The organism is Brevundimonas sp. GW821-FHT12E07 (assembly GCF_058807035.1).
In genome coordinates this window covers 594,438-612,273 of record NZ_JBXAQH010000002.1, presented here as the reverse complement: position 1 = coordinate 612,273, position 17,836 = coordinate 594,438, and the positions used below count along the sequence as shown (strand labels likewise).

The 17,836-nt window shown below is 68.5% G+C and carries 21 protein-coding genes; 6 read left to right on the top strand and 15 right to left on the bottom strand.

What is annotated here, in order from left to right:
* The first annotated feature begins 155 nt into the window (after window positions 1–155).
* Complete coding sequence (locus AC1ROD_RS11190) at window positions 156–338, top strand: hypothetical protein (protein ID WP_492948316.1); 183 nt, start codon at window positions 156–158, stop codon at window positions 336–338.
* On the opposite strand, the gene AC1ROD_RS11185 is transcribed toward AC1ROD_RS11190, so the two are convergent.
* Genes AC1ROD_RS11185 through AC1ROD_RS11175 form a run of 3 tightly spaced genes read right to left on the bottom strand, consistent with a single transcriptional unit; the run spans window position 316 to window position 3,461 of the window.
* Window positions 316–1,002, bottom strand: coding sequence for a lysophospholipid acyltransferase family protein (locus AC1ROD_RS11185; protein ID WP_492948315.1), 687 nt, complete (start codon window positions 1,000–1,002; stop codon window positions 316–318). The two genes, AC1ROD_RS11190 and AC1ROD_RS11185, sit on opposite strands and share 23 nt — an antisense overlap.
* 1 nt (window position 1,003) lies before the next feature.
* Window positions 1,004–2,839: an ABC transporter ATP-binding protein gene (locus tag AC1ROD_RS11180; RefSeq protein ID WP_492948314.1), complete on the bottom strand. Its 1,836-nt coding sequence runs from the start codon at window positions 2,837–2,839 to the stop codon at window positions 1,004–1,006.
* Between the two features lie 49 nt (window positions 2,840–2,888).
* On the bottom strand, window positions 2,889–3,461 hold the full coding sequence (locus tag AC1ROD_RS11175) for a COG3650 family protein (protein ID WP_492948313.1): 573 nt from the start codon (window positions 3,459–3,461) through the stop codon (window positions 2,889–2,891).
* Window positions 3,462–3,556: 95 nt separating this feature from the next.
* Here AC1ROD_RS11175 and AC1ROD_RS11170 point away from each other — a divergent pair, with 95 nt between their 5' ends.
* Both AC1ROD_RS11170 and AC1ROD_RS11165 read left to right on the top strand, forming a co-directional pair.
* Window positions 3,557–4,222 carry a fused DSP-PTPase phosphatase/NAD kinase-like protein gene (locus tag AC1ROD_RS11170; protein ID WP_492948449.1) on the top strand — a complete coding sequence of 222 codons (666 nt, stop codon included), beginning with the start codon at window positions 3,557–3,559 and terminating at the stop codon, window positions 4,220–4,222.
* Window positions 4,223–4,302: 80 nt separating this feature from the next.
* A complete protein-coding gene (locus AC1ROD_RS11165; protein ID WP_492948312.1) occupies window positions 4,303–4,560 on the top strand; it encodes a hypothetical protein in 258 nt (85 codons plus the stop codon).
* Between the two features lie 44 nt (window positions 4,561–4,604).
* Here AC1ROD_RS11165 and AC1ROD_RS11160 read toward each other — a convergent pair whose 3' ends face one another.
* The 5 genes from AC1ROD_RS11160 to AC1ROD_RS11140 form a co-directional block, all read right to left on the bottom strand.
* Entirely contained in the window at window positions 4,605–4,844 is a 240-nt protein-coding gene (locus AC1ROD_RS11160) for a hypothetical protein (protein WP_492948311.1), read from the bottom strand.
* Complete coding sequence (locus AC1ROD_RS11155; RefSeq protein WP_492948310.1) at window positions 4,841–5,173, bottom strand: hypothetical protein; 333 nt, start codon at window positions 5,171–5,173, stop codon at window positions 4,841–4,843. Before AC1ROD_RS11155 ends, AC1ROD_RS11160 begins: the two co-directional genes overlap by 4 nt.
* An 81-nt stretch (window positions 5,174–5,254) precedes the next feature.
* Window positions 5,255–5,500, bottom strand: coding sequence for a DUF4170 domain-containing protein (locus AC1ROD_RS11150; RefSeq protein WP_492948309.1), 246 nt, complete (start codon window positions 5,498–5,500; stop codon window positions 5,255–5,257).
* A 27-nt stretch (window positions 5,501–5,527) separates the two neighbouring features.
* The gene (locus tag AC1ROD_RS11145) at window positions 5,528–6,322 is read right to left on the bottom strand and encodes a 3'(2'),5'-bisphosphate nucleotidase CysQ (RefSeq protein ID WP_492948308.1); all 795 of its coding nucleotides are present in this window, start codon (window positions 6,320–6,322) and stop codon (window positions 5,528–5,530) included.
* The gene (locus AC1ROD_RS11140) at window positions 6,319–7,662 is read right to left on the bottom strand and encodes a TldD/PmbA family protein (protein WP_492948307.1); all 1,344 of its coding nucleotides are present in this window, start codon (window positions 7,660–7,662) and stop codon (window positions 6,319–6,321) included. The genes AC1ROD_RS11145 and AC1ROD_RS11140 overlap by 4 nt, the downstream gene beginning before the upstream one ends.
* 128 nt (window positions 7,663–7,790) lie before the next feature.
* On the opposite strand from AC1ROD_RS11140, the gene AC1ROD_RS11135 reads away from it, so the two are divergent.
* Window positions 7,791–9,275 carry a DUF1254 domain-containing protein gene (locus tag AC1ROD_RS11135; RefSeq protein WP_492948306.1) on the top strand — a complete coding sequence of 495 codons (1,485 nt, stop codon included), beginning with the start codon at window positions 7,791–7,793 and terminating at the stop codon, window positions 9,273–9,275.
* Here AC1ROD_RS11135 and AC1ROD_RS11130 read toward each other — a convergent pair.
* Both AC1ROD_RS11130 and AC1ROD_RS11125 read right to left on the bottom strand, forming a co-directional pair.
* On the bottom strand, window positions 9,239–9,865 hold the full coding sequence (locus AC1ROD_RS11130) for a DUF2306 domain-containing protein (protein WP_492948305.1): 627 nt from the start codon (window positions 9,863–9,865) through the stop codon (window positions 9,239–9,241). The genes AC1ROD_RS11135 and AC1ROD_RS11130 overlap by 37 nt on opposite strands.
* Before the next feature lie 29 nt (window positions 9,866–9,894).
* Entirely contained in the window at window positions 9,895–11,274 is a 1,380-nt protein-coding gene (locus AC1ROD_RS11125; RefSeq protein WP_492948304.1) for an alpha/beta hydrolase family protein, read from the bottom strand.
* A 140-nt stretch (window positions 11,275–11,414) separates the two neighbouring features.
* On the opposite strand from AC1ROD_RS11125, the gene AC1ROD_RS11120 reads away from it, so the two are divergent.
* Both AC1ROD_RS11120 and AC1ROD_RS11115 read left to right on the top strand, forming a co-directional pair.
* Window positions 11,415–12,158 (top strand): LytTR family DNA-binding domain-containing protein, encoded by a 744-nt coding sequence (locus tag AC1ROD_RS11120; protein WP_492948303.1) that lies wholly within the window; start codon window positions 11,415–11,417, stop codon window positions 12,156–12,158.
* 133 nt (window positions 12,159–12,291) lie between these two features.
* Entirely contained in the window at window positions 12,292–13,596 is a 1,305-nt protein-coding gene (locus tag AC1ROD_RS11115) for a cation:proton antiporter (protein WP_492948302.1), read from the top strand.
* Here the strand turns inward: AC1ROD_RS11115 and AC1ROD_RS11110 are convergent.
* The 5 genes from AC1ROD_RS11110 to AC1ROD_RS11090 all read right to left on the bottom strand — a co-directional run bounded on the left by AC1ROD_RS11110 (window position 13,593) and on the right by AC1ROD_RS11090 (window position 17,827).
* Window positions 13,593–13,943: a hypothetical protein gene (locus AC1ROD_RS11110; protein WP_492948301.1), complete on the bottom strand. Its 351-nt coding sequence runs from the start codon at window positions 13,941–13,943 to the stop codon at window positions 13,593–13,595. The genes AC1ROD_RS11115 and AC1ROD_RS11110 overlap by 4 nt on opposite strands.
* A 304-nt stretch (window positions 13,944–14,247) precedes the next feature.
* Window positions 14,248–14,658, bottom strand: coding sequence for an MAPEG family protein (locus AC1ROD_RS11105; protein WP_492948300.1), 411 nt, complete (start codon window positions 14,656–14,658; stop codon window positions 14,248–14,250).
* Window positions 14,659–14,660: 2 nt separating this feature from the next.
* Entirely contained in the window at window positions 14,661–16,514 is a 1,854-nt protein-coding gene (locus AC1ROD_RS11100; RefSeq protein ID WP_492948299.1) for a M14 family metallopeptidase, read from the bottom strand.
* Window positions 16,515–16,571: 57 nt separating this feature from the next.
* Window positions 16,572–17,189: a hypothetical protein gene (locus tag AC1ROD_RS11095; RefSeq protein WP_492948298.1), complete on the bottom strand. Its 618-nt coding sequence runs from the start codon at window positions 17,187–17,189 to the stop codon at window positions 16,572–16,574.
* Complete coding sequence (locus AC1ROD_RS11090; RefSeq protein ID WP_492948297.1) at window positions 17,186–17,827, bottom strand: hypothetical protein; 642 nt, start codon at window positions 17,825–17,827, stop codon at window positions 17,186–17,188. Before AC1ROD_RS11090 ends, AC1ROD_RS11095 begins: the two co-directional genes overlap by 4 nt.
* Between the last annotated feature and the right edge of the window lie 9 nt (window positions 17,828–17,836).

Below are 17,836 nucleotides of genomic sequence, written 5' to 3'. Positions count from 1 at the left end.
CTTGTAGCTTCGGTGCATTGTTCTCTGGGAAGTCGTGACGTCACCATCTGCGTGCGTTGAAGGCGGGACTTTCGAGGGCCGAATATCCCGACAAGCGCGTTGCGAACCTCCGGGCGGCCGGATGCTCGTGGCTTCACAGCTAAGGGTCTAGCGTCATGAAACACAAATCCGCTTCCGCCGATCACTCCGTTCAAATCATCATGGCTTTCGTCGCCATCTTGAGTTTGCTTGTAGGAGCTATTCAGCTCGGCCTGACGATCAGCGCTCAACAGGCTGAACCGGGCAAACGGGAAGCTGCTAACGGGGAACGCCATCTCACTGGTGCTCCAAACCCGTGATCGCGTCCGCGCGCGCCTCGACCGCGTTCAGCTTCGCGGTCCAGTCCAACGCCACCTCGGCCAGATCGCCGTCCGCGGGGAAGCGGTCGATGTCCCAGACGATGGCGCCCTTGCCGAAGGGCAGGGGCAGGATGGCCTTGTCCCAGCTGTTCAGCCGGATCGCCGGGCTGCAGCTCATGCCGATGAACAGGACCGGCGCCTTGGACAGTTTCGCCATCAGGGGCAGGCCCTCGGCCATTTGCCGGGCCGGTCCACGCGGGCCGTCGGGGGTGATGGCCAGGGCGCCGAGCTTCAGCTGCTTCAGCCCGTCGCGAAGGGCCTGGGTTCCGCCCTTGGCGACCTCCGCCTTGTCCTTGTTGGCCGAGGAGCCGCGCACGGCGGGGAAGCCCTGCAGGGCCACAGCCTTGGCGATGAACTGGCCGTCTGGCGACAGGGAGATCAGGGCCTTGGCCGGCTGGGCGACGTCCAGCGGCCAGCACGAGGGGCTGAGGCCGATGCGCGAATGCCAGAAGGCGCACAGCACCCCGCCGCCCTCGGCCCAGACCCCCTCGGCGACGCCGCGGTTCTCATAGGTCCAGCGAATGGTGGAGAAGCAGAATTGCATCCAGCCCGCCAGCACATGGGACAGGATCGACTGGATGACAGGGTTGCGGAGCGGCCTCACCTCAGGCGACCGTTTCCACCGCCGGGGTCCCGTCCAGCGACTGCTGCCTGGCCAGACGGGCGTAGAGGCCGCCCTTCCTGACCAACTGCTTGTGAGTTCCCGTCTCGACGATGCGGCCGGCCTCCAGGACGTGGATGCGGTCGGCGTTCATCACGGTCGACAGGCGGTGGGCGATCATCAGGGTGGCGCGGCCTTCCATCAGCCGCTCCAGCGCCGCCTGGACCAGGGCCTCGCTCTCGGTGTCCAGCGCCGAGGTGGCCTCGTCGAGCAGCAGGATCGGGGCGTTCTTCAGGAAGGCGCGGGCGATGGCGACGCGCTGACGCTGACCGCCCGACAGCCGCATCCCGGCCTCGCCCGCCCGGGTCTGATAGCCCTGCGGCAGGGCGGTGATGAAGTCGTGGGCGGCGGCGGCGCGCGCGGCGGCCTCGATCTCCTCCTGGGTCACGCTTTCGCGGCCATAGGTGATGTTGGCGGCGATGGTGTCGTCGAACAGGAAGGGTTCCTGGGTCACCAGGGCGATGCGGTCGCGCAACTGCGGCAAGGCCAGGTCGCGGATGTCGACCCCGCCCAGCGTCACCGCACCCGCCGTCACGTCATAGAAGCGCGGCAGCAGGCTCAGGATCGTCGACTTGCCCCCGCCAGACGGCCCGACCAGGGCCACGGTCTCGCCGGGCTTCACGGTCAGGGAGACGTCCGAAAGGGTCGGGGCCACGCCGTCCTGCAGGCCGCCATAGGCGAAGGAGACGCCGTCCAGAGCCACGGTCAGCGGCCCCTCCGGCAGGGCATGGGGATCGGTCGCCTCGCGGATCTCGGGCTGGATGTCGAGGGCGGCGAACAGGCGGCGCGCCGCCGTCAGCCCCTCGGCCATCACCGTCTGCAGATTGGTCACCTGCCGCAGCGACTGACCGGCCGACATCAGCAGGCCGATGAAGGCCGCGAACTCGCCCACACTCATATGGCCTTCGCGCGCGCGCCAGCCGGCATAGGCCATGACCGCCGCCACGATCACCATAGCGAAGAAGTTGGAGAAGGGGCCGGCGAAGGCTCTGGAGTCGGCGCTCTTGATCACATGGCGCTGGCGGCGGTTGACCACCTCGCCGACGCGGCCCTCTTCGGCGGCTTCCTGGTTCTCGATCTTGATCAGCCGGACGCCGTCCAGGTTCTCCATCAGGGCGGTCGACAGGTTCTCGGTCTCCAGCATGGCGCCGGTCGTGGCCTTGCGCGTGCGCTTGGAGAAGCGGCGCAGGACGTAGGTGATGGCCGGCACGCCCAGCAGGACGATCAGGGTCAGCTGCCAGTCGCTCCAGGCCATGAAGGCGATGACGGCGATCAGGGTCAGGCCGTGCTGGGTGTAGTTGACCACCCCGTTGGTGAAGGCCTCGCGCACCAGATTGGCGTCGAACAGGACGCTGGAGACGAAGGCGCCCGAGTGCTGACTTCGCAGCCGGGCCAGATCGGCGCGGATCATCGCGCCGAACAGGCGGATCTGGATGTCGCCGACGATGCCGTGGCCCAGCCGGTTGACCAGCGCCGCCTGACCGAGCGCCGCGATGGTCCAGATCACCGCCATGCCGACGATGAAGGCGGGAATGGCCCACAGGGCCTCGGACGGCGGAATGGGGAACAGGCCCCAGATCTTCACCGTCGTGCCCAGGAACAGGCCGTTGATGGCCGGCTCCAGCAGTTGCAGCACGGTCGCGGCGACCACGCCGACGACGGCGGCGCAGGCGATGGAGGCGAACAGCGCCGTCTTGTGCCGCGAAAGATAGTCGCGCCAGATCCGCGCCAGCAGCGGGCGCAGGCGTTCGTCGTCTTCATGCAGGGCAGGCGTCGTCATCGGACGGAGGTCGGACGGACGGCCCGGCAAGTCAAGCGGGGCGATCCGGTTACTCGCGGACTGTGACCTTCGGCGTGTCGTCGGTGATCAGGGTTTGGCCCGGCGTCGCGCCCTCGACGGGTCTGGCCGGAGCGACTGTGGGGTTGGAGGCGTAACGGCTGCCGTCGAACGGAATCCGGGCCTCGTGCGGCGTCGCTCCGCCGCCGGACACGCCCACAGCCAGATCGGGCAGGCCGTGGCTGCGGCTCTCCAGAACACGGATCGGAGTCCGGGTCACGGTCAGCCGTCCGACCCGTTCGAACCCGGCCCCGGTCTTGCGCGCCACCAGCAGGACGCAACCGCCCGAGCCGCAATAGTCCCCGCCCGTCAGATAGGCGAAGCTGAGACCGTCCGGGCCGGCTGCGGCGGCGTACTGCAAGGGCAGGCCGCCGTCCTTGACCTGATCACGGACCCACGCGTCGAAGGCCGGATCGACGGCGGGGGCGGGCGTGGGCGCGGGGGGCGGCGCGACCACCGGGGCCGCGGCCGGTTCAGGCGCTGCGGCGGGCGCGTCCGCAGGCCCGGAACAGGCTGCGACGAAGGCCGCTCCGGCGGCGGCAAGCAACAGGACGGCACGGGTCATCGGGGCGCTCCATTTGTCACAGCCACTCTAGCGAGAATTCCGCCGAAGTGTTCCGCCGGGATGACGCAGGCGTCCGGAACCTCTATCTGCGCCCCATGCCGCGTTTCGACCTTTCCACCTCCGCCGGCCGGTTCCACGCCGGTTGGGACTATTTCTGGAGCGACCACGCCTTCCTCAGGCTGGCGTTCTCGAACGCGCACTGGCTGGGGCCGGATCTGGTCCGCACCAACCAGCCGTCGCCGCGCCAGCTCAAGGGCTGGGCCGACCGGGGCGTGAAGACGGTCATCAACCTGCGCGGCGAGCGGGACGAGAGCTACTACTGGCTGGAGAAGGCGGCGTGCGAAGCGCTCGGCCTGACCCTGATCGACGCCCCGCTGGATTCGCGCGACGTGCCCGAGCCCTATCGCATCCATCGCGCCATCAAGCTGTTCCAGACCATCGAATATCCGGTCCTGATCCACTGCAAGTCGGGCGCGGACCGGGCCGGGCTGATGGCGGTCCTCTATCGCCACTTCCACCTCGGCGAGCCGGTGTCGGTGGCCATGGAGCAGCTGTCGAAGAAGTATCTGCACAGCCGCGAGGGCCTGACCGGCGTCCTCGACTATTTCCTCGAGAAGTACGTCCGCGAGATCGAGCCGACGGGGATGAGCTTCCTCGACTGGATCGACAGCCCCCTCTACGACCCCGAGACCATCAAGGCTGAGTTCAAGGCCGGCTGGTGGGGCACCCTGCTGACCGACAAGCTGCTGCGGCGGGAGTAGGAAAGCCGGGGGCTGCGGGATTTCAGCTGTCGGTTGCCGACCCATTGCGGACACGAGCTGGATGCGACACTCTTCGCCCCATGAAAACCCGCGTCTCGTTCAGCGGCTGGTGGCGACCGATACCCGTTTGGCTGAAGGGCGTGACGCTCCTGTTCGCCGTCCCGGCATGGCTTCTCGGCGTCTGGTGCCTTGTGTCAGGACAAGGAAGGAGCGGGACGGCGTTCGGCGCATTCGCCGTCTTCGCGACGGTCACGCTTCTCCACCTCATATTCGACCGTCGCAATCGCAGGAGCGAGCACGAACGCAGCGGTGTGGAGATTTCCAGCGGTGGTGAGTGACCATCTGCCCTTGACGGACGGGTAGCGGGGGGCGCCTCCGACAGTCAGCCCCAAGGGCCCCGCTTCGGCCCGCTCGAGGACGGAGGCGCTTCAGGTTGATCCCCGGCCTCTTCCGCCGCGATCTCCGCCTCCCGGCGCGCCTTGCGGTCGGCTTCCCATTTGCGGAAGGCCGACAGGGCGTTCTGTTCACCGCGCAGGACGAACATCCAGTAGATCAACGCCGCCAGAAGACCGACCAAACTGGCGATCTGGACGCCGTCGAGGGTCGTGCCGAAAAGGGTCAATGTCTCGTCTCCGACTGCGGGAAGCCTCCGTCCGACAGGTCGGACACGGCCGGGGCATGGGCGAAGGGATCGTTCGAGGCGGCGGGCGCGGGCGCCGCGGCGGGAGTCTCGACGAACACGGACCGGGACAGCGGAGCCGCGGCGAAGGCGTCGGGCTCGGCCGAATAGGCGGGCTCCGCGGACGCCGCCAGCGCGGCCCTCCCGGCGCGGGTCAGGGGCGGCTGGGGCAGCAGATGCGCCACGAAATGCCACCAGGTCGCGCGGGTGTGCCAGGCGACGATCGCCACGCCCATCAGCAGCAGGCCGAGGATGACGAGGATGGGGGCCATGGAACACTCCGGTACGAACGCCCGTCCTGACTACATGAAGCGTGCCAGAACGGGGGCTCGTTCCCCTCGCGGGGGTGCGACCTAGTGATCGCCGCGCGGATCGATCAGCTTGTGGGCGTGCAGGATGAAGAAGCGCATGTGGGCGTTGTCGACGGTGGCCTGGGCCCGGGCCTTCCACGCCTGTTTGGCCTCTTCATAGTTCGGATAGGCGCCGACGAACTCGACTTCCGACAGGTCGCGGAACACGGGCTCGCCCGGATGGCGCATCTCGCCGCCGATCACGAGGTGGAGCAGTTGCGGGGTTTCGATTTCGGTGGGGGCGGTCATCGGGAATCCTTGAAGGCGGCGAGGGGGCTATTTCGCCAGCGGGATAGGCGCTGTGCGGCGGATGATCAACGGGTGCAGGGCGGGAGCGCTGCAAACCAGACTGGCCTGACGCGGATCCGGGCGGTTGAACAGCCACGGCCGTCCTTGGTGATCCGAGACCTTGGCCCCCGCTTCCGTGGCGATCAGCCAGCCCGCGGCGACGTCCCAGTCCCACTTCGGCCCCATGGCGATGGCGGCGTCGAAGGCCCCGGCGGCGACAAGGGCCATGCGATAGGCGAGGGCGTTGCGCTTCTCATAGCGCATCGCCGGCCACGGTTCGGGCCATTCGGGCCGTTCCATCAGCTGGGCGTCTGCCAGCACCGAGGCGTCGTCCAGACTGTCGGTGTCTGCGGGCGCGATGATCCGCCCGTTGCGCCACGCCCCGCCGCCCGCCGTCGCCACATAGGTTTCGTCCAGCTGGGGCGCATGGATGACGGCGGCGACGGGCAGGCCGTTCTCGACCACGGCGATGGGCACGCACCACCAGGCGGCGTTCTTCATGAAGGCGCGGGTGCCGTCGATGGGGTCGACGATAAAGATGCGTTCCTTCGACAGCCGATCGCTGGAATCCGCCGTTTCCTCCGACAGCCAGCCGTAGTCAGGACGGGCGCTTAGGAGCATGTCCTTGAGCAATGCATCAACCGCCAGATCGGCGCTGGTGACCGGCGAGCCGCCCGACTTGGACCAGATCTTGATCCCCTTGTCCCGCTCCGCCAGGGCCAGGTCGCCGGCGGCGATCGCGGCGGCGCGAATCAGTTCGAGGTCGGCGTCCAGATCGATCATTTGCCGGCGATGGCCACCGCGTCGAACAGCAGGGAGGGGCTGTTGAAGGCCGAACGGAACTCCAGATCCGACCCCGGGACCATCCGCGCCCACAGGGCCTTCAGATTGCCGGCGACGGTGACCTCACTGACCGGATAGGCCAGCTCCCCGTCCTCGAACCAGAAGCCGGACACCCCGGCGGACCAGTCGCCGGTGTTGCCGTTCAGCGAGGGGCCGAACATGGAGGTAACCAGAAGCCCGGCTCCGGCGTCGCCGATCAGCCCGGTCTTGTCGCGCAGACCCGCCGTCAGGTGCAGATTGTGGGTCGAGACGCCCGGAGGCCCCGCCAGACCGCGGGAGGCGTGGCCCGTCGAGCGCAGGCCCAGCTGTTTGGCCGAACCCGAGTTGAGCAGCCAGGTCATCAGGGCGCCGTCGTCGACGACATATTGCTTCTCGACCGTGACCCCCTCGTCGTCGAACGGGGTGGAACCCAGGCCGCGCGGCCGGAACGGATCGTCGATCAGGCTGACGCCCGAGGGCAGCAGCTTCCTGTGCAGGTCGTCCTTCAGGAAGGAGGTCCCGCGCGCGATGGAGGGGCCCGAGATGGCGCCCAGCAGGGGCGACAGGATCTGGGTCGCGACCCGGTTCTCGAAGATGACCGGGGCGGTGGTCGAGGCGATCTTGCGCGGACCGGTGCGGGCCACGGCCTTGCGCCCGGCTTCGGCGCCGATCGACTGCGCGTCGGGCAGGTCGGCGAAGTGGCGGGTCGTCCGGCTCTCGCCGCCGCGCTCCATGCCGCCGTCCTTCTCGGCGATGACGCCGACGCCCAGCGAGAAGGCGCTGCCCTGATAGCGGCCGTCGAAGCCGTGCGAGGTCACCAGCCGCCATTCGCTGGAGGAGGTGGAGGCGTATCCGCCCTCCGACCGGACCACGCCCTCGACCGCAAGCGCGACGCCCTCGGTCTCGGCCGCGGCGGCCTCCAGCTCGGCGGCCGACCGTTCGGTGGCGTCATAGAGGTCCAGGTCGCGGTGCGGCCCCATGTTCAGCCGGTCCTGCGGGGCCAGCATGGCGTAGGGGTCTTCGGGCGCCAGCCTGGCCATCGCCACGACCCGCTCGACCAGGCGGTTGCGGGTGGCCTCGGACAGGTCGGAGGCGGACACCGAGGCCTGCCTCTGGCCGACGAAGACGCGCAGGCCCAAATCGCGCGACTCCTCGCGCTCGACCTCTTCCAGCGCCCCGTTGCGCACCCCCACCGACATCGAGCGCCGCTCGGAGGTCACGGCCTCCGCCGCGTCAGCCCCCGCCTTCAGGGCGGCGGCGATGAGATCATGCAGAAGTTCAGGCGAAGCGGCGTCGGACATGCCCCGATATGGCGGACTGAGGCAGGAGTCGCAATGACGGGAAGGGGATTGGGCGCCGGGGTTTGCCCCGATTTCCGGCCCGCCGAGTCCCTCATAGCTTCCGCCTCCCCAGCCCGGAGGTCCTGCCCATGCCGTCAACGCCCTATGTCGCGCGCCAGTTCGACGCCGCCCATCCGCATCTGGCCAACTCCGCCGGGACCGCCGCCCAGCTGGCCAACGAAAGCTATATCGACGCCCTGGCCAAGATCGTCTTCTACTGGGGCTATCCGGCGGTCGACGGCTTCAACCGAACCAGCGCCTGGGAGGTGATGAAGGACGGCCCGGGCGCGACCATGGGCCTGTTCCCCGGCGCGCCGAAGAACGTCATGGGCTATCTGGACGACTATATGTCGCCGGCCCAGCGCAAGGTCGTCACGCCCAACAACGACACCATCTATGGCGTCAGCTTCACGGATCTGACCACCGAGCCCGTGGTGGTCCAGACCCCGACCGATGCGCCCGCCGGCCACTACTGGACGATCCAGATCGCCGACATCTTCACGACGGTGGTGCATCAGTTGGGCTCGGCCTCGGGCACGCCCGGCGGCAAGTTCCTTCTCGTCGGCCCCAACTGGAAGGGCGAGACGCCCGAGGGCTTCATCGACGTCCTGCGCTCCCCGACCAACGTCACCGGCCTGTTCGGGCGCAGCTTCACGGCCCATTCGGAGGCCTCCAAGGCCGAGGCCCGTCGCGTGCTGAACCAGATCGGGGTCTATCCCTTCAGCCAGAACACGCCGGAGCTGAAGACCTTCGACTGTCAGGCCAGCGCCGCCCACAAGGTCTATCCCGCCGGTCTGACGGCGGAGATGCTGAAGGCCGACCCCGACCTTCTGCGCGTGCGGCCGGTCAATGCGGCGACCTTCTGGGACGATCTGCGCCGGGCGCTGGACGCCAATCCGCAGGTTTCGCCCGACGATGCGCCGCTGGCGGATCAGGCGCGCACCCTGCTGGCCCTGCGCGACAGCGGCCCCGAGTGGAAGGTCCGGATCGACCGCGCCGCCCTCCTGGCCGAGGCGGAGCTGTTCGAGACCGCCAAATACCATCAGGTCGGCGTCGCCGCGGGCGGCGGCTGGCAGCGTCAGGAGAACGGCGGCGTCTGGGGAAGCGACTGGTTCGGCCGGGCGCTGGCCGCCGTCATCTACATCTACGTCAACGACTACCATGAGGCGATCTACTTCGTCCGGGGCACGGACTCTGACGGCGCCCTGCTGCAGGGTCGCTATGCCTATGCCCTGGCCTTCCCGAAAGACGGCCTGCCGCCGGTGGATCGCTCGCGCGACGGCTTCTGGTCACTGACCCTGTACGACGCCGACTATTACATGCTGGCCGGCAGCCCGAACGGCCGGACCAACCTCGGCACGGTCAATCTGGACGCCGACGAGCTGGTCTTCGCTCCGGACGGCTCCCTGACCCTGACCCTGTCGAACCGCGAGCCCGCCGACGCCACGGCCCGCGCCAACTGGCTGCCGGCCCCCGACGGCCCGTTCGCGCTGCTGGTGCGGACCTATGTGCCGACGGAGCCGGTGCTGACCGGCGCCTACAGCCTGCCGGAGGTGGTGCGGTTGCGCGGGTGATCAGACTTCACCCTCAACCACACCTCCGCCAGCATCAGGTTCGGGACCCAGCACAGGAACGAAATCGCGCGGTACCAGGGCAGGAAGTCGAGGTCGAAGATCTGCACCAGCGGCAGGTAGATCCTGAGCGTCACGGCGGCCAGGGTCAGGGCCCAGGAGCGGATCATCCAGCGGCGGTGGTCGGCGATGCGGCCCTGAACCGCCGCGCGCCAGCCCGCCAGGGTGAAGCCGAGCCAGAGGACGGCCAGACTGCCGAAGCCCGCTGTGGCGATCGGTCCGGCGCTGGACCGGCTCGACAGGATCAGCCCCGCGACGCCTCCGACCAGCACCCCCAGCACATAGACCCGCCCGACCCAGCGGTGCGGCGGCGTCCGTCCTTTGCGCCACGCCGGGATGAACTGCACCGATCCCAGAACCAGCGCCGTCACCGCCCCCGCCACATGGATGACGAGGAAGGGCACGCCCAGCGGATTGCCCAGCGCCTCCTGCGGCGACTGCGGCGGATGGATCAGATATTTCGCCGAATAGGCGGCGATGCCGAGGCACAGCAGGGCGATCAGCAGCCAGCCGATGCGGGCAGGCCAGGACATCTTCCGGAGAGCGTATGGGGGAAGAGCGGTCATCGGGCCCCCTCCGCCTTGGCCAGCAGGCGGCCGTCGCCATAGTCGCCGTCCAGCCGCCCGGTCTTCGCCCAGTCCAGCACCGCCTGATAATAGCCGGGCGCATAGCCGAGCGAGGTGCGGCGGCCGTCCGGGCCGGTCTCGAACCGGATGATGCCGTGGTCGGTGTCGGGATATTCCAGCAGGGTGATCGGCCGTCCATGCGCCGACAGGTCGATCAGGCGGCGACGGGTGGCGTCGGGCGGGGCGCCGGTGTCCTTCTCGGCCTGGATCCACAGCATGGGCGTGTTCAGGCTGCTGAGCACGGGCAGGGGGTCGTAGTCCCATGAGGTCCCGGCATCCATCTGCGGGGCCATGGCGATGATCTGGTCATTGGGCGCGTTCAGCAGCAGGCCGGTGAACTCGCCCTTGATATCGGCGAACCAGGGCTCGGAGCGGTAGCGGGCGCGCACGGCCTCCAGACCGTCGAAGCCGACCGCGCCGCGCGAGGCGACGAAGGCGCCGGTGACGTCGGTGATCTTGCGCGCCTCTTCCAGAACCTCGGTGCCCCAGCCCTTCGCCTTGAGGTCGAGCATGACCTGATCGCTGTCCTCGGCCAGAACGCCATAGGCCAGGCCGAAGCCGACGGTGACGAAGTCGACCGGGGTCAGGCTGGCGGCCAGCGGCGCCACCCAGCCGCCCTGACTGGCGCCGTGCAGCCCGACCCGGCCCGCCCGGGCGCCCGCCATCCGACGGGCCTCGCCCACCGCCGCGGCGGCGTCTTCAGCCAGGACGCGGAAGTCCTGGGTGTAGCGGCCTTCGGACCCGCCGGACCCGCGCTTGGCATAGACGAAGACGCCGACGCCGGACGCCGGGGCGAACCGCTGGAAGGCGTTGAAGTCGAGCGCATTGGCGCCCTCCGACCCGTGCACCTCGACCATGATGGGAACGACGCCTTCGCCGGGTGGCAGGATCAGCCGCCCTTTCAGACGCACGCCGCCATGGCCGACGAAGGTGGTCTCCTGCGTGTTCAGCACCACGCGTTGGCCGGGATGACCCTCGAAGGTGATCCGTCCGTCTTCGCAGGTTCCGAGTTGCGGCTGCGGTCCCTCGATGCGGCGGGTGGAGCCCAGGGTGCTGACCCAGCGGCCGTCGGCGCCGAGGGTCATTCGCGAACTGGACCCGTCCAGCCGACGCCAGCGCAGTCCGGCGTTCGCGATCGGCGCCACATCCACCCACCCGCCGTCGTCCAGCCGATAGACTCCGACATGACAGAGCATGGCCGGATCAGGCCGGTCATCGACGTCGGCGCCGGGCATCTGCGCCCGGGCGGGCTGGGCGAACAGTGTGGCGGCCGCGAGCGCGGCGACGACGAGGGGGGAGAAGCGTGAGTACGACACTGGCGTTCCTGTCTGGCGAAGGCGTTTCGACGACCGCCATTGCCGCTGGCCCGGCGGCTCGCTAGGCCTCGTTTCGCGAACGGCGCCCAATCTGCGTGAATGGGGTGCGCGAACGGGGCGGCTTGACGGTGAGGGGGACGATGAGCGGAAGACGTTGGGCGATCGACCTCGTGATCCTGACCGCCATGGGCCTGCTGATGGGGTTCATGGGGCCGTTCGATTCCGAACATCGGCCGGTCCTGCTCATCTATGGCTACTGGCTGATCTGCATCGTCGGCGGCGGGCTGATCGGGATCGTGCTCGACCATTGGCTCAGCCGGTGGGTCGCAGGGGTCTGGCCGCGGGTTGCGGCGGTTTCCGTGCTGATGACGCCGCCCGTGACGCTGCTGGTCCTGGTCACCCAGGTCGCCCTCATGGAACAGCCCTTCGAATGGTCGCCATGGCTGAATCTGCTCTGGCAGGTCTGGCCCATCGTTCTGGCGGTCATGGCCGTGCGCGCCCTGGTCTGGCGGCGGGCGCCCACGCGCGTCGAGACCCGCACCGTCGTCGCCGCGCCCCTGCCGGAGGCCGAGGCCGCCTTCCGCCGCCGGCTCTCGGCCAAACGCCGCACCGCCCGGCTGATCGCGGTCGAGGCCCACGACCACTATCTGAAGGTCCATACCGACGCCGGGGAGGAGCTGGTCACCCTGCGCTTCGCCGACGCGCTGGACGACCTGGCCCTGGCCCACGGCTGGCGCGTGCACCGCTCCTGGTGGGTCGCCGCCGACGCCGTCGAGGCCGTGCGCTGGAGGAAGGGGGCAGGGGAGATCCAGCTGGCCGGCGGCCTGACCGCGCCCGTCAGCCGCTCCTGCGCCCCGGTCCTGCGCGAGGCCGGCTGGTTCTGAGATCGCCGTCCTGCGATCCAATCCTTGTGAACGCTCTCAATTTTCCATTGCCAGTCGGAACGAAGTTCGCCTAGCGTGGCCCCAAATGGACCGGGCCTGAAGGCGCGGCCGACCCTTTGGGAGGGATTTCGAGATGACGCCTGCGCAACTCAGCGTGGCCTTCTTCCTGCAGATGGCCGTGATCATCGCCGCCTGCCGCGCCGTCGGCTGGCTGGTCAAACGCTACCTCGGCCAGCCCCAGGTGGTGGGCGAGATGATCGCCGGGGTCATCCTCGGCCCGTCCCTGTTCGGCCTTCTGGCCCCCGACATTCAGGCCTTCATCTTCCCCAAGGACTCGAAAGAGGTCCTGTTCGTCGGCGCCCAGTTCGGCATCGGCCTCTACATGTTCCTCGTCGGCCTCGGCTTCCGAAGCGACCACTTCAAGACCAATGCGGCCAGCGCGGCGGCGGTGTCCCTGTCGGGCATGGCCGCGCCCTTCCTGATCGCCGCCCTGATCGCCCCGTGGCTGATGAGCCACAGCCTGTTCGGCGAGGGCATCAACCACCTGCAGGCCTGGCTGTTCATGGGCGCGGCCATCTCGATCACCGCCTTCCCCATGCTGGCCCGGATCATCCATGAACGGGGGCTCAGCAACACGCCTCTGGGCACCATGGCCCTGTCGGCCGGGGCCATCGACGACGCCGGCGCCTGGTGCGTTCTGGCTGTGGTGCTGGCCACCTTCGGCGACGGCGCGCCCGTGGCCATCAAGGCCATCGGCGGCGGCGTGGCCTTCGTCGCCTTCATGCTGACCGTCGGCCCGCGCCTGCTGGCGCCGCTGGCCCGGATGGCCGAGCGCGAGCAGCGGGTCAGCCCGACGATCCTCGGCATCGTCCTGATCCTGTTCCTGCTCTGCGCCTTCTTCACCGACGCCATCGGCATCCATGCGGTGTTCGGCGGCTTCATCCTGGGCGCCGTCATGCCGCGCGGCCTGCTGAGCCGCGAGCTCAAGCGCCAGCTCGAGCCCTTCGCCCTGGTGGTGCTGGTGCCGATGTTCTTCGCCTACTCCGGGCTGAATACCCAGCTGACCATGGTCAACAGCCTGGGTCTGGTCGCCATGGCCGCGGTGATCCTGATCGCCTCGGTCGCGGCCAAGGGCGGCGCCTGCTGGGCCGCCGCCCGCCTCACCGGTCAGGACAACGCCACCGCCATGGGCATCGGCGCCCTGATGAACGCGCGGGGCCTGATGGAGCTGATCATCATCAACATCGGCCTGCAGCGCGGCATCATCGGCCCGGCCCTGTTCTCGATGCTGGTGCTGATGGCCATCGTCACCACCCTGATGGCCTCGCCCCTGTTCGAGCTGGTCTATGGCCGCAAGGCCCGCGCCCGCGGCGACCTCGGCGCCCTGAACGAACTGGAAGAGGACGAGCGTCCGGCTGCGGGAACGGTGACGCCCTAGGCCCTGATGTCGGCGAGGAGGCCGGTGGCGCCGGTCTTCCGGGCCGACTCCTCGACCGTTTCCTTGATCTTGGCGGCGATCTTGTCCTCCATCGCCTTGCGCTCGTCCGGCGACATGGCCGCCAGCTGATCCTCGCTGACGCCCATCTGCTGCAGGATCGCCGCCCGCATCCGTTCGGCCGGGCTCATGGCCGCGAACTTCTCGAACTCCTCGCGCGCGCTGGACGCCGGGGCGGAGGCCGACAGGCTGTCGCTCGCGCCGACGTCAGGCTTGCCGAGCGTCGCCCGGGTCTGAAGCAGACCCAGAACCGGATTGGACGACAGGCTCGAGGCGGCGGAAACGGTCATGGCGCTTTTCCCGGTGGATGCGCCGTGGCTCAAGCAAACGCCGTGCTACGACCGGCCTTTGTGAATTCAACGGCTTGGCTTCACCGTTGAAACACACCTCAGCAAAGCTTGCCGGGCAGGCGGCGCCGATCGCCTGTCGACGACCAGCGGTCGTCCGGATTTGACGATGTTTTACAGTGTCCCACCGGGGCCACTGCTAAGCTCTTCGGGTCAGGCGGGTCCGTTCTACGACCGCGGTCGTCTGACGGCGGCCCGGCCTATTTCCCCCCTCCGGACCGGGTCGCCACCCCATTTTCCGGCCCGACTACAGGGCGTGGACGAAGCACCAGATCAAAGCGCCCGCCGCGCCCAGCAGCGGGAAGTAGGTCAGCAGCATCCCGGCCATTCGCTGGATCGCCGGCGGCCTGCCTTCGCGGGTCACGAACATTCCCCAGGCGTGCAGAACCCGTCCGACAAAGAACGACCCGCCGACCGCGTGAATCCACATCGGCGCGAACCCGGACAGCGCCATCAGGGCCAGGGCGATCAGGGCGATGGGCATGTATTCGGTGGCGTTGCCGAAGGCGCGGCTGGCCGAGATCATCTCGGGGTGATCCCCGATGATCAGGGACACCTTGTGCTTGCGCCGGTTGGCCGAGGTCAGGCCCGACAGGACCAGCAGCAACAGGATGCAGAGCCCGGTCCACAGGCCCGCCGCATGGATGGCAACGCTCAAATTCAGTCCTCCCGCCCGACCGGATAGAGCCGGTAGCGCTGATCATAGAACGGCGTCCGCTCGTAGAACCAGCCCAGCCGCGCGTCCGGATCGGCGGCGAAGGCAGGCTCGGCGGCCAGCTTCGCCTCGAACTCGGCCTTCAGGGCCGGATCGGCGGCCAGCATCTTCTCGGCCATCGGGGCGATGGCGTAGCCCTCGATATATTCGACGCGGTTCAGGATCTCGGGGAACATGCCCCAGGCGAAGAAGCTCTCCGACGACTGTGGCTCCAGCAGAAGGACGACGATATCGCCCATCGGCTGGTCCGTCGGCACCCGCACCGAGCCCGCCGGATACGTCCAGTCGTGGCGCTCGGCCTCGACCGTCTTCACCGAGATCGGCACATGGCCCTCATTGGTCCGGCCCGAGACCACCGGGTCCTCCAGCCGCAGCAGGTCGACCGACACGGTGCGCGGCGCGGTCAGGGTCTCCATCTGGACCCCGTGCATCTTCAGCCGCTCGATGACGTCGGTCCGGTACGACGGCACCCAATAGGCGGTCGGGCGGTTCAGCGTCAGGGTCGGGTGCGAGGCGAAATAGGGCACCTGCCACAGCACCGGATCGGGCTGGCCCAGCCAGCGCAGTTCCTTACCGCCCGAGGCGACGCTGTCGTAGGTCTCGTACAGGATGCCCTTGAACGCCCGCGTGTAGGACGGCGTGTCGTCGGGCGCGAAGTTGGCGGGGATCTCCGTCGGACGCAGGGTCTTGTCGGCGGCGATGGCGGCCTTGAGGTCAGCGCCCTTGGTCGCCAGCAGGGTCAGGGCCTCCTCAAGGAAGACATAGGTCCCCAGCACCCGCTGCTCATGCGGCTTCAGGCTATGGTTCTCGATCAGGATGGTCGGGACGTGCGCCGCCGAGCCCCAGCCGTTGGAATAGCGCTCGGCCAGGCCGCCGTCGTTCATCCCGGCCTTGGGATTGCGGTCGTCGATGGCGAAGACCAGTTCGCCCGGGATATGGCCCTCGGCCTCCAGCGCCCCGTTCATCGCCGGCTTGAACGTGTCGTTCAGCCAGGCCGAGATGGCCGGCGACCGCGTATAGGCGCCGTTCTCGCCGTTGAAGCCGTAGGTGACGTCGTACTGGTAGTCGATACCGTCGGTGACGTGGATGTCGACATAGAGGGTCGGGTCGTACTTCTCGATCAGCCCCATGACCGCCTGCATCTCGGTCTGGTCCAGCTTCATGAAGTCGCGGTTCAGGTTCTGGTTGGTCGCGGTGTGACGCCAGCCCTGGATGCGCGGCCCACGCTGGTTCGGGCGGCTGTAGGCCGAGGCCCGCTCGTGCCCGTCGACCGACAGGATGGGGATCAGGATCAGATTGACCTTGTCCAACAGCCCGTCCTTGCCGTTGAAGGCGATGTCCCTCAGCAGCATCATCCCGGCGTCCTTGCCGTCGATCTCGCCCGGGTGGATGCCGGCCTGGGCCAGCAGCACGGGCTTGGACGGATCGAACGTCGCGCCGTCCTTCGAGGCGATGACGGCATAGATCGGCCGGCCCTCCGGCGAGACGCCGAACTGTTCGATGCGGATCAGGTCTGAGGCCGCGTCCAGCCGGTCGAACCAGGCGCGGGTGTCGGCGTAGTTGGGTGAAAAGTCATGCTCCGGATCGGCCTCGAAGCCGCTGGCCCAGGGATCGGAGGCCGGCCGCAGCAGGGCCTTCGACGCGCCGTCCCAGGCGGGCGCCGGCGGCAGGAAGGGCTGATCCCAGGGGGCGACGTTGGGCACGGACTGGGACATGGCGAAACTCGGGAACAGGGCCGCGCCGATGGCCAGCGCGGAGGCGGCGATCAGGGGCGTGGCGGGCAGATAGGGGAAACGCATGGCCGGATTGGTCCCCTGATCCGGCCCCGATGGCAAGTCCGGGCCCCGGCCTGCCGCTCAGCCCTTCGCCGTGGCGCCCGGGGTCGCCTTTGCGGGCGGGGGAGGGCCGAACCCCGCAGGCATGCAGGCGATGGCGAGATAGATGGCCACATGCAGCCCGACCATGATCGCGAACAGCCGGGACTTCTTCGCCAGGGCCGCCGGGACGATCAGCGCGACATACAGGAGGAAGGACGCCGCATAGTTGATGACGATCATTATGGCGTCGGGCCGCCCCAGAATCTGCGCCATGCTGAACACCACCATCATCAGGTTGGCGGCCACGGTCAGCAGCAGGACCACCTTCTTGTTGGCCCAGAAATACTCATCCAGATCCATGCCGTCGCGGATGCTGTGCGGGAACACCAGCGAGGCCGCGATGAAATAGACCAGGGCGATGGCCAGGCCGATCACCAGCATGCCGTAGCTGAACGGGGCGTCGCGGAACATGTGCCAGGCGGCGTCCCAGAAGGTGGCGATGTCCAGCGCCACAAACAGGGCCAGCAGCAGGGTCAGCCAGCCGATCCGGATCGACTTGCGGTGCTGGATGGCCGTGGCGAACCCCGTCGCGATCACCGCCACCGACAGGCCCAGCACCATGCCGTAGAAGCTGAAGAAGAACTCGAACGCGCTCATTTGCCAGTCCCTTGCTCAGGCTCCGGGTTTGCGGGCGCCCGCACCGACCAGCCGCCGGTGGAGACCAGGGCCGTCACCGACTTGCCGATGTTGTAGCTGTGATAGGCCAGCAGGATGGCCAGGGCCGCGATCACCACCTTCTTGCTGCGCGCGACGGCGGCGACCAGGGTCAGGGTCGTGAACAGGGCCAGGCCGTACAGCAGCGGGGGTTTGATCACGGAGGTGAACTCCCCGGTCGCATGGGTGACGACCATGAACAGGGTCGCCATGATCAGATTGGCGCTCAGCACGCACAGCAGAACGATCCGGCGCTGGCTCCAGAAGTGATCGTCCATGGACTGGCCCGGCTCGAGCTTGCGCGGGAAGGTCAGGGTCGCGGCGACATAGAAGATCCCCGCCACGAACAGGCCCAGGATCAACAGGGCGAAGCTGTACGGGGCGAACCTCAGGATGACCCAGGCCTGGTTCCAGAAGGTGGCGATGTCGATCGCCACGAAGATCGCCAGCATCGGCGTCAGCAGGCCGAAGCGGATGTCCTTCCTCTGGTGCAGCAGCCGGGTGAAGCCGCCGACCAGCTCCGCCGCCGAGAAGCCCAGCAGCAGGCCGTAGAAGCTGAAGAAGAACTCGAACGCGCTCATACGACCCCC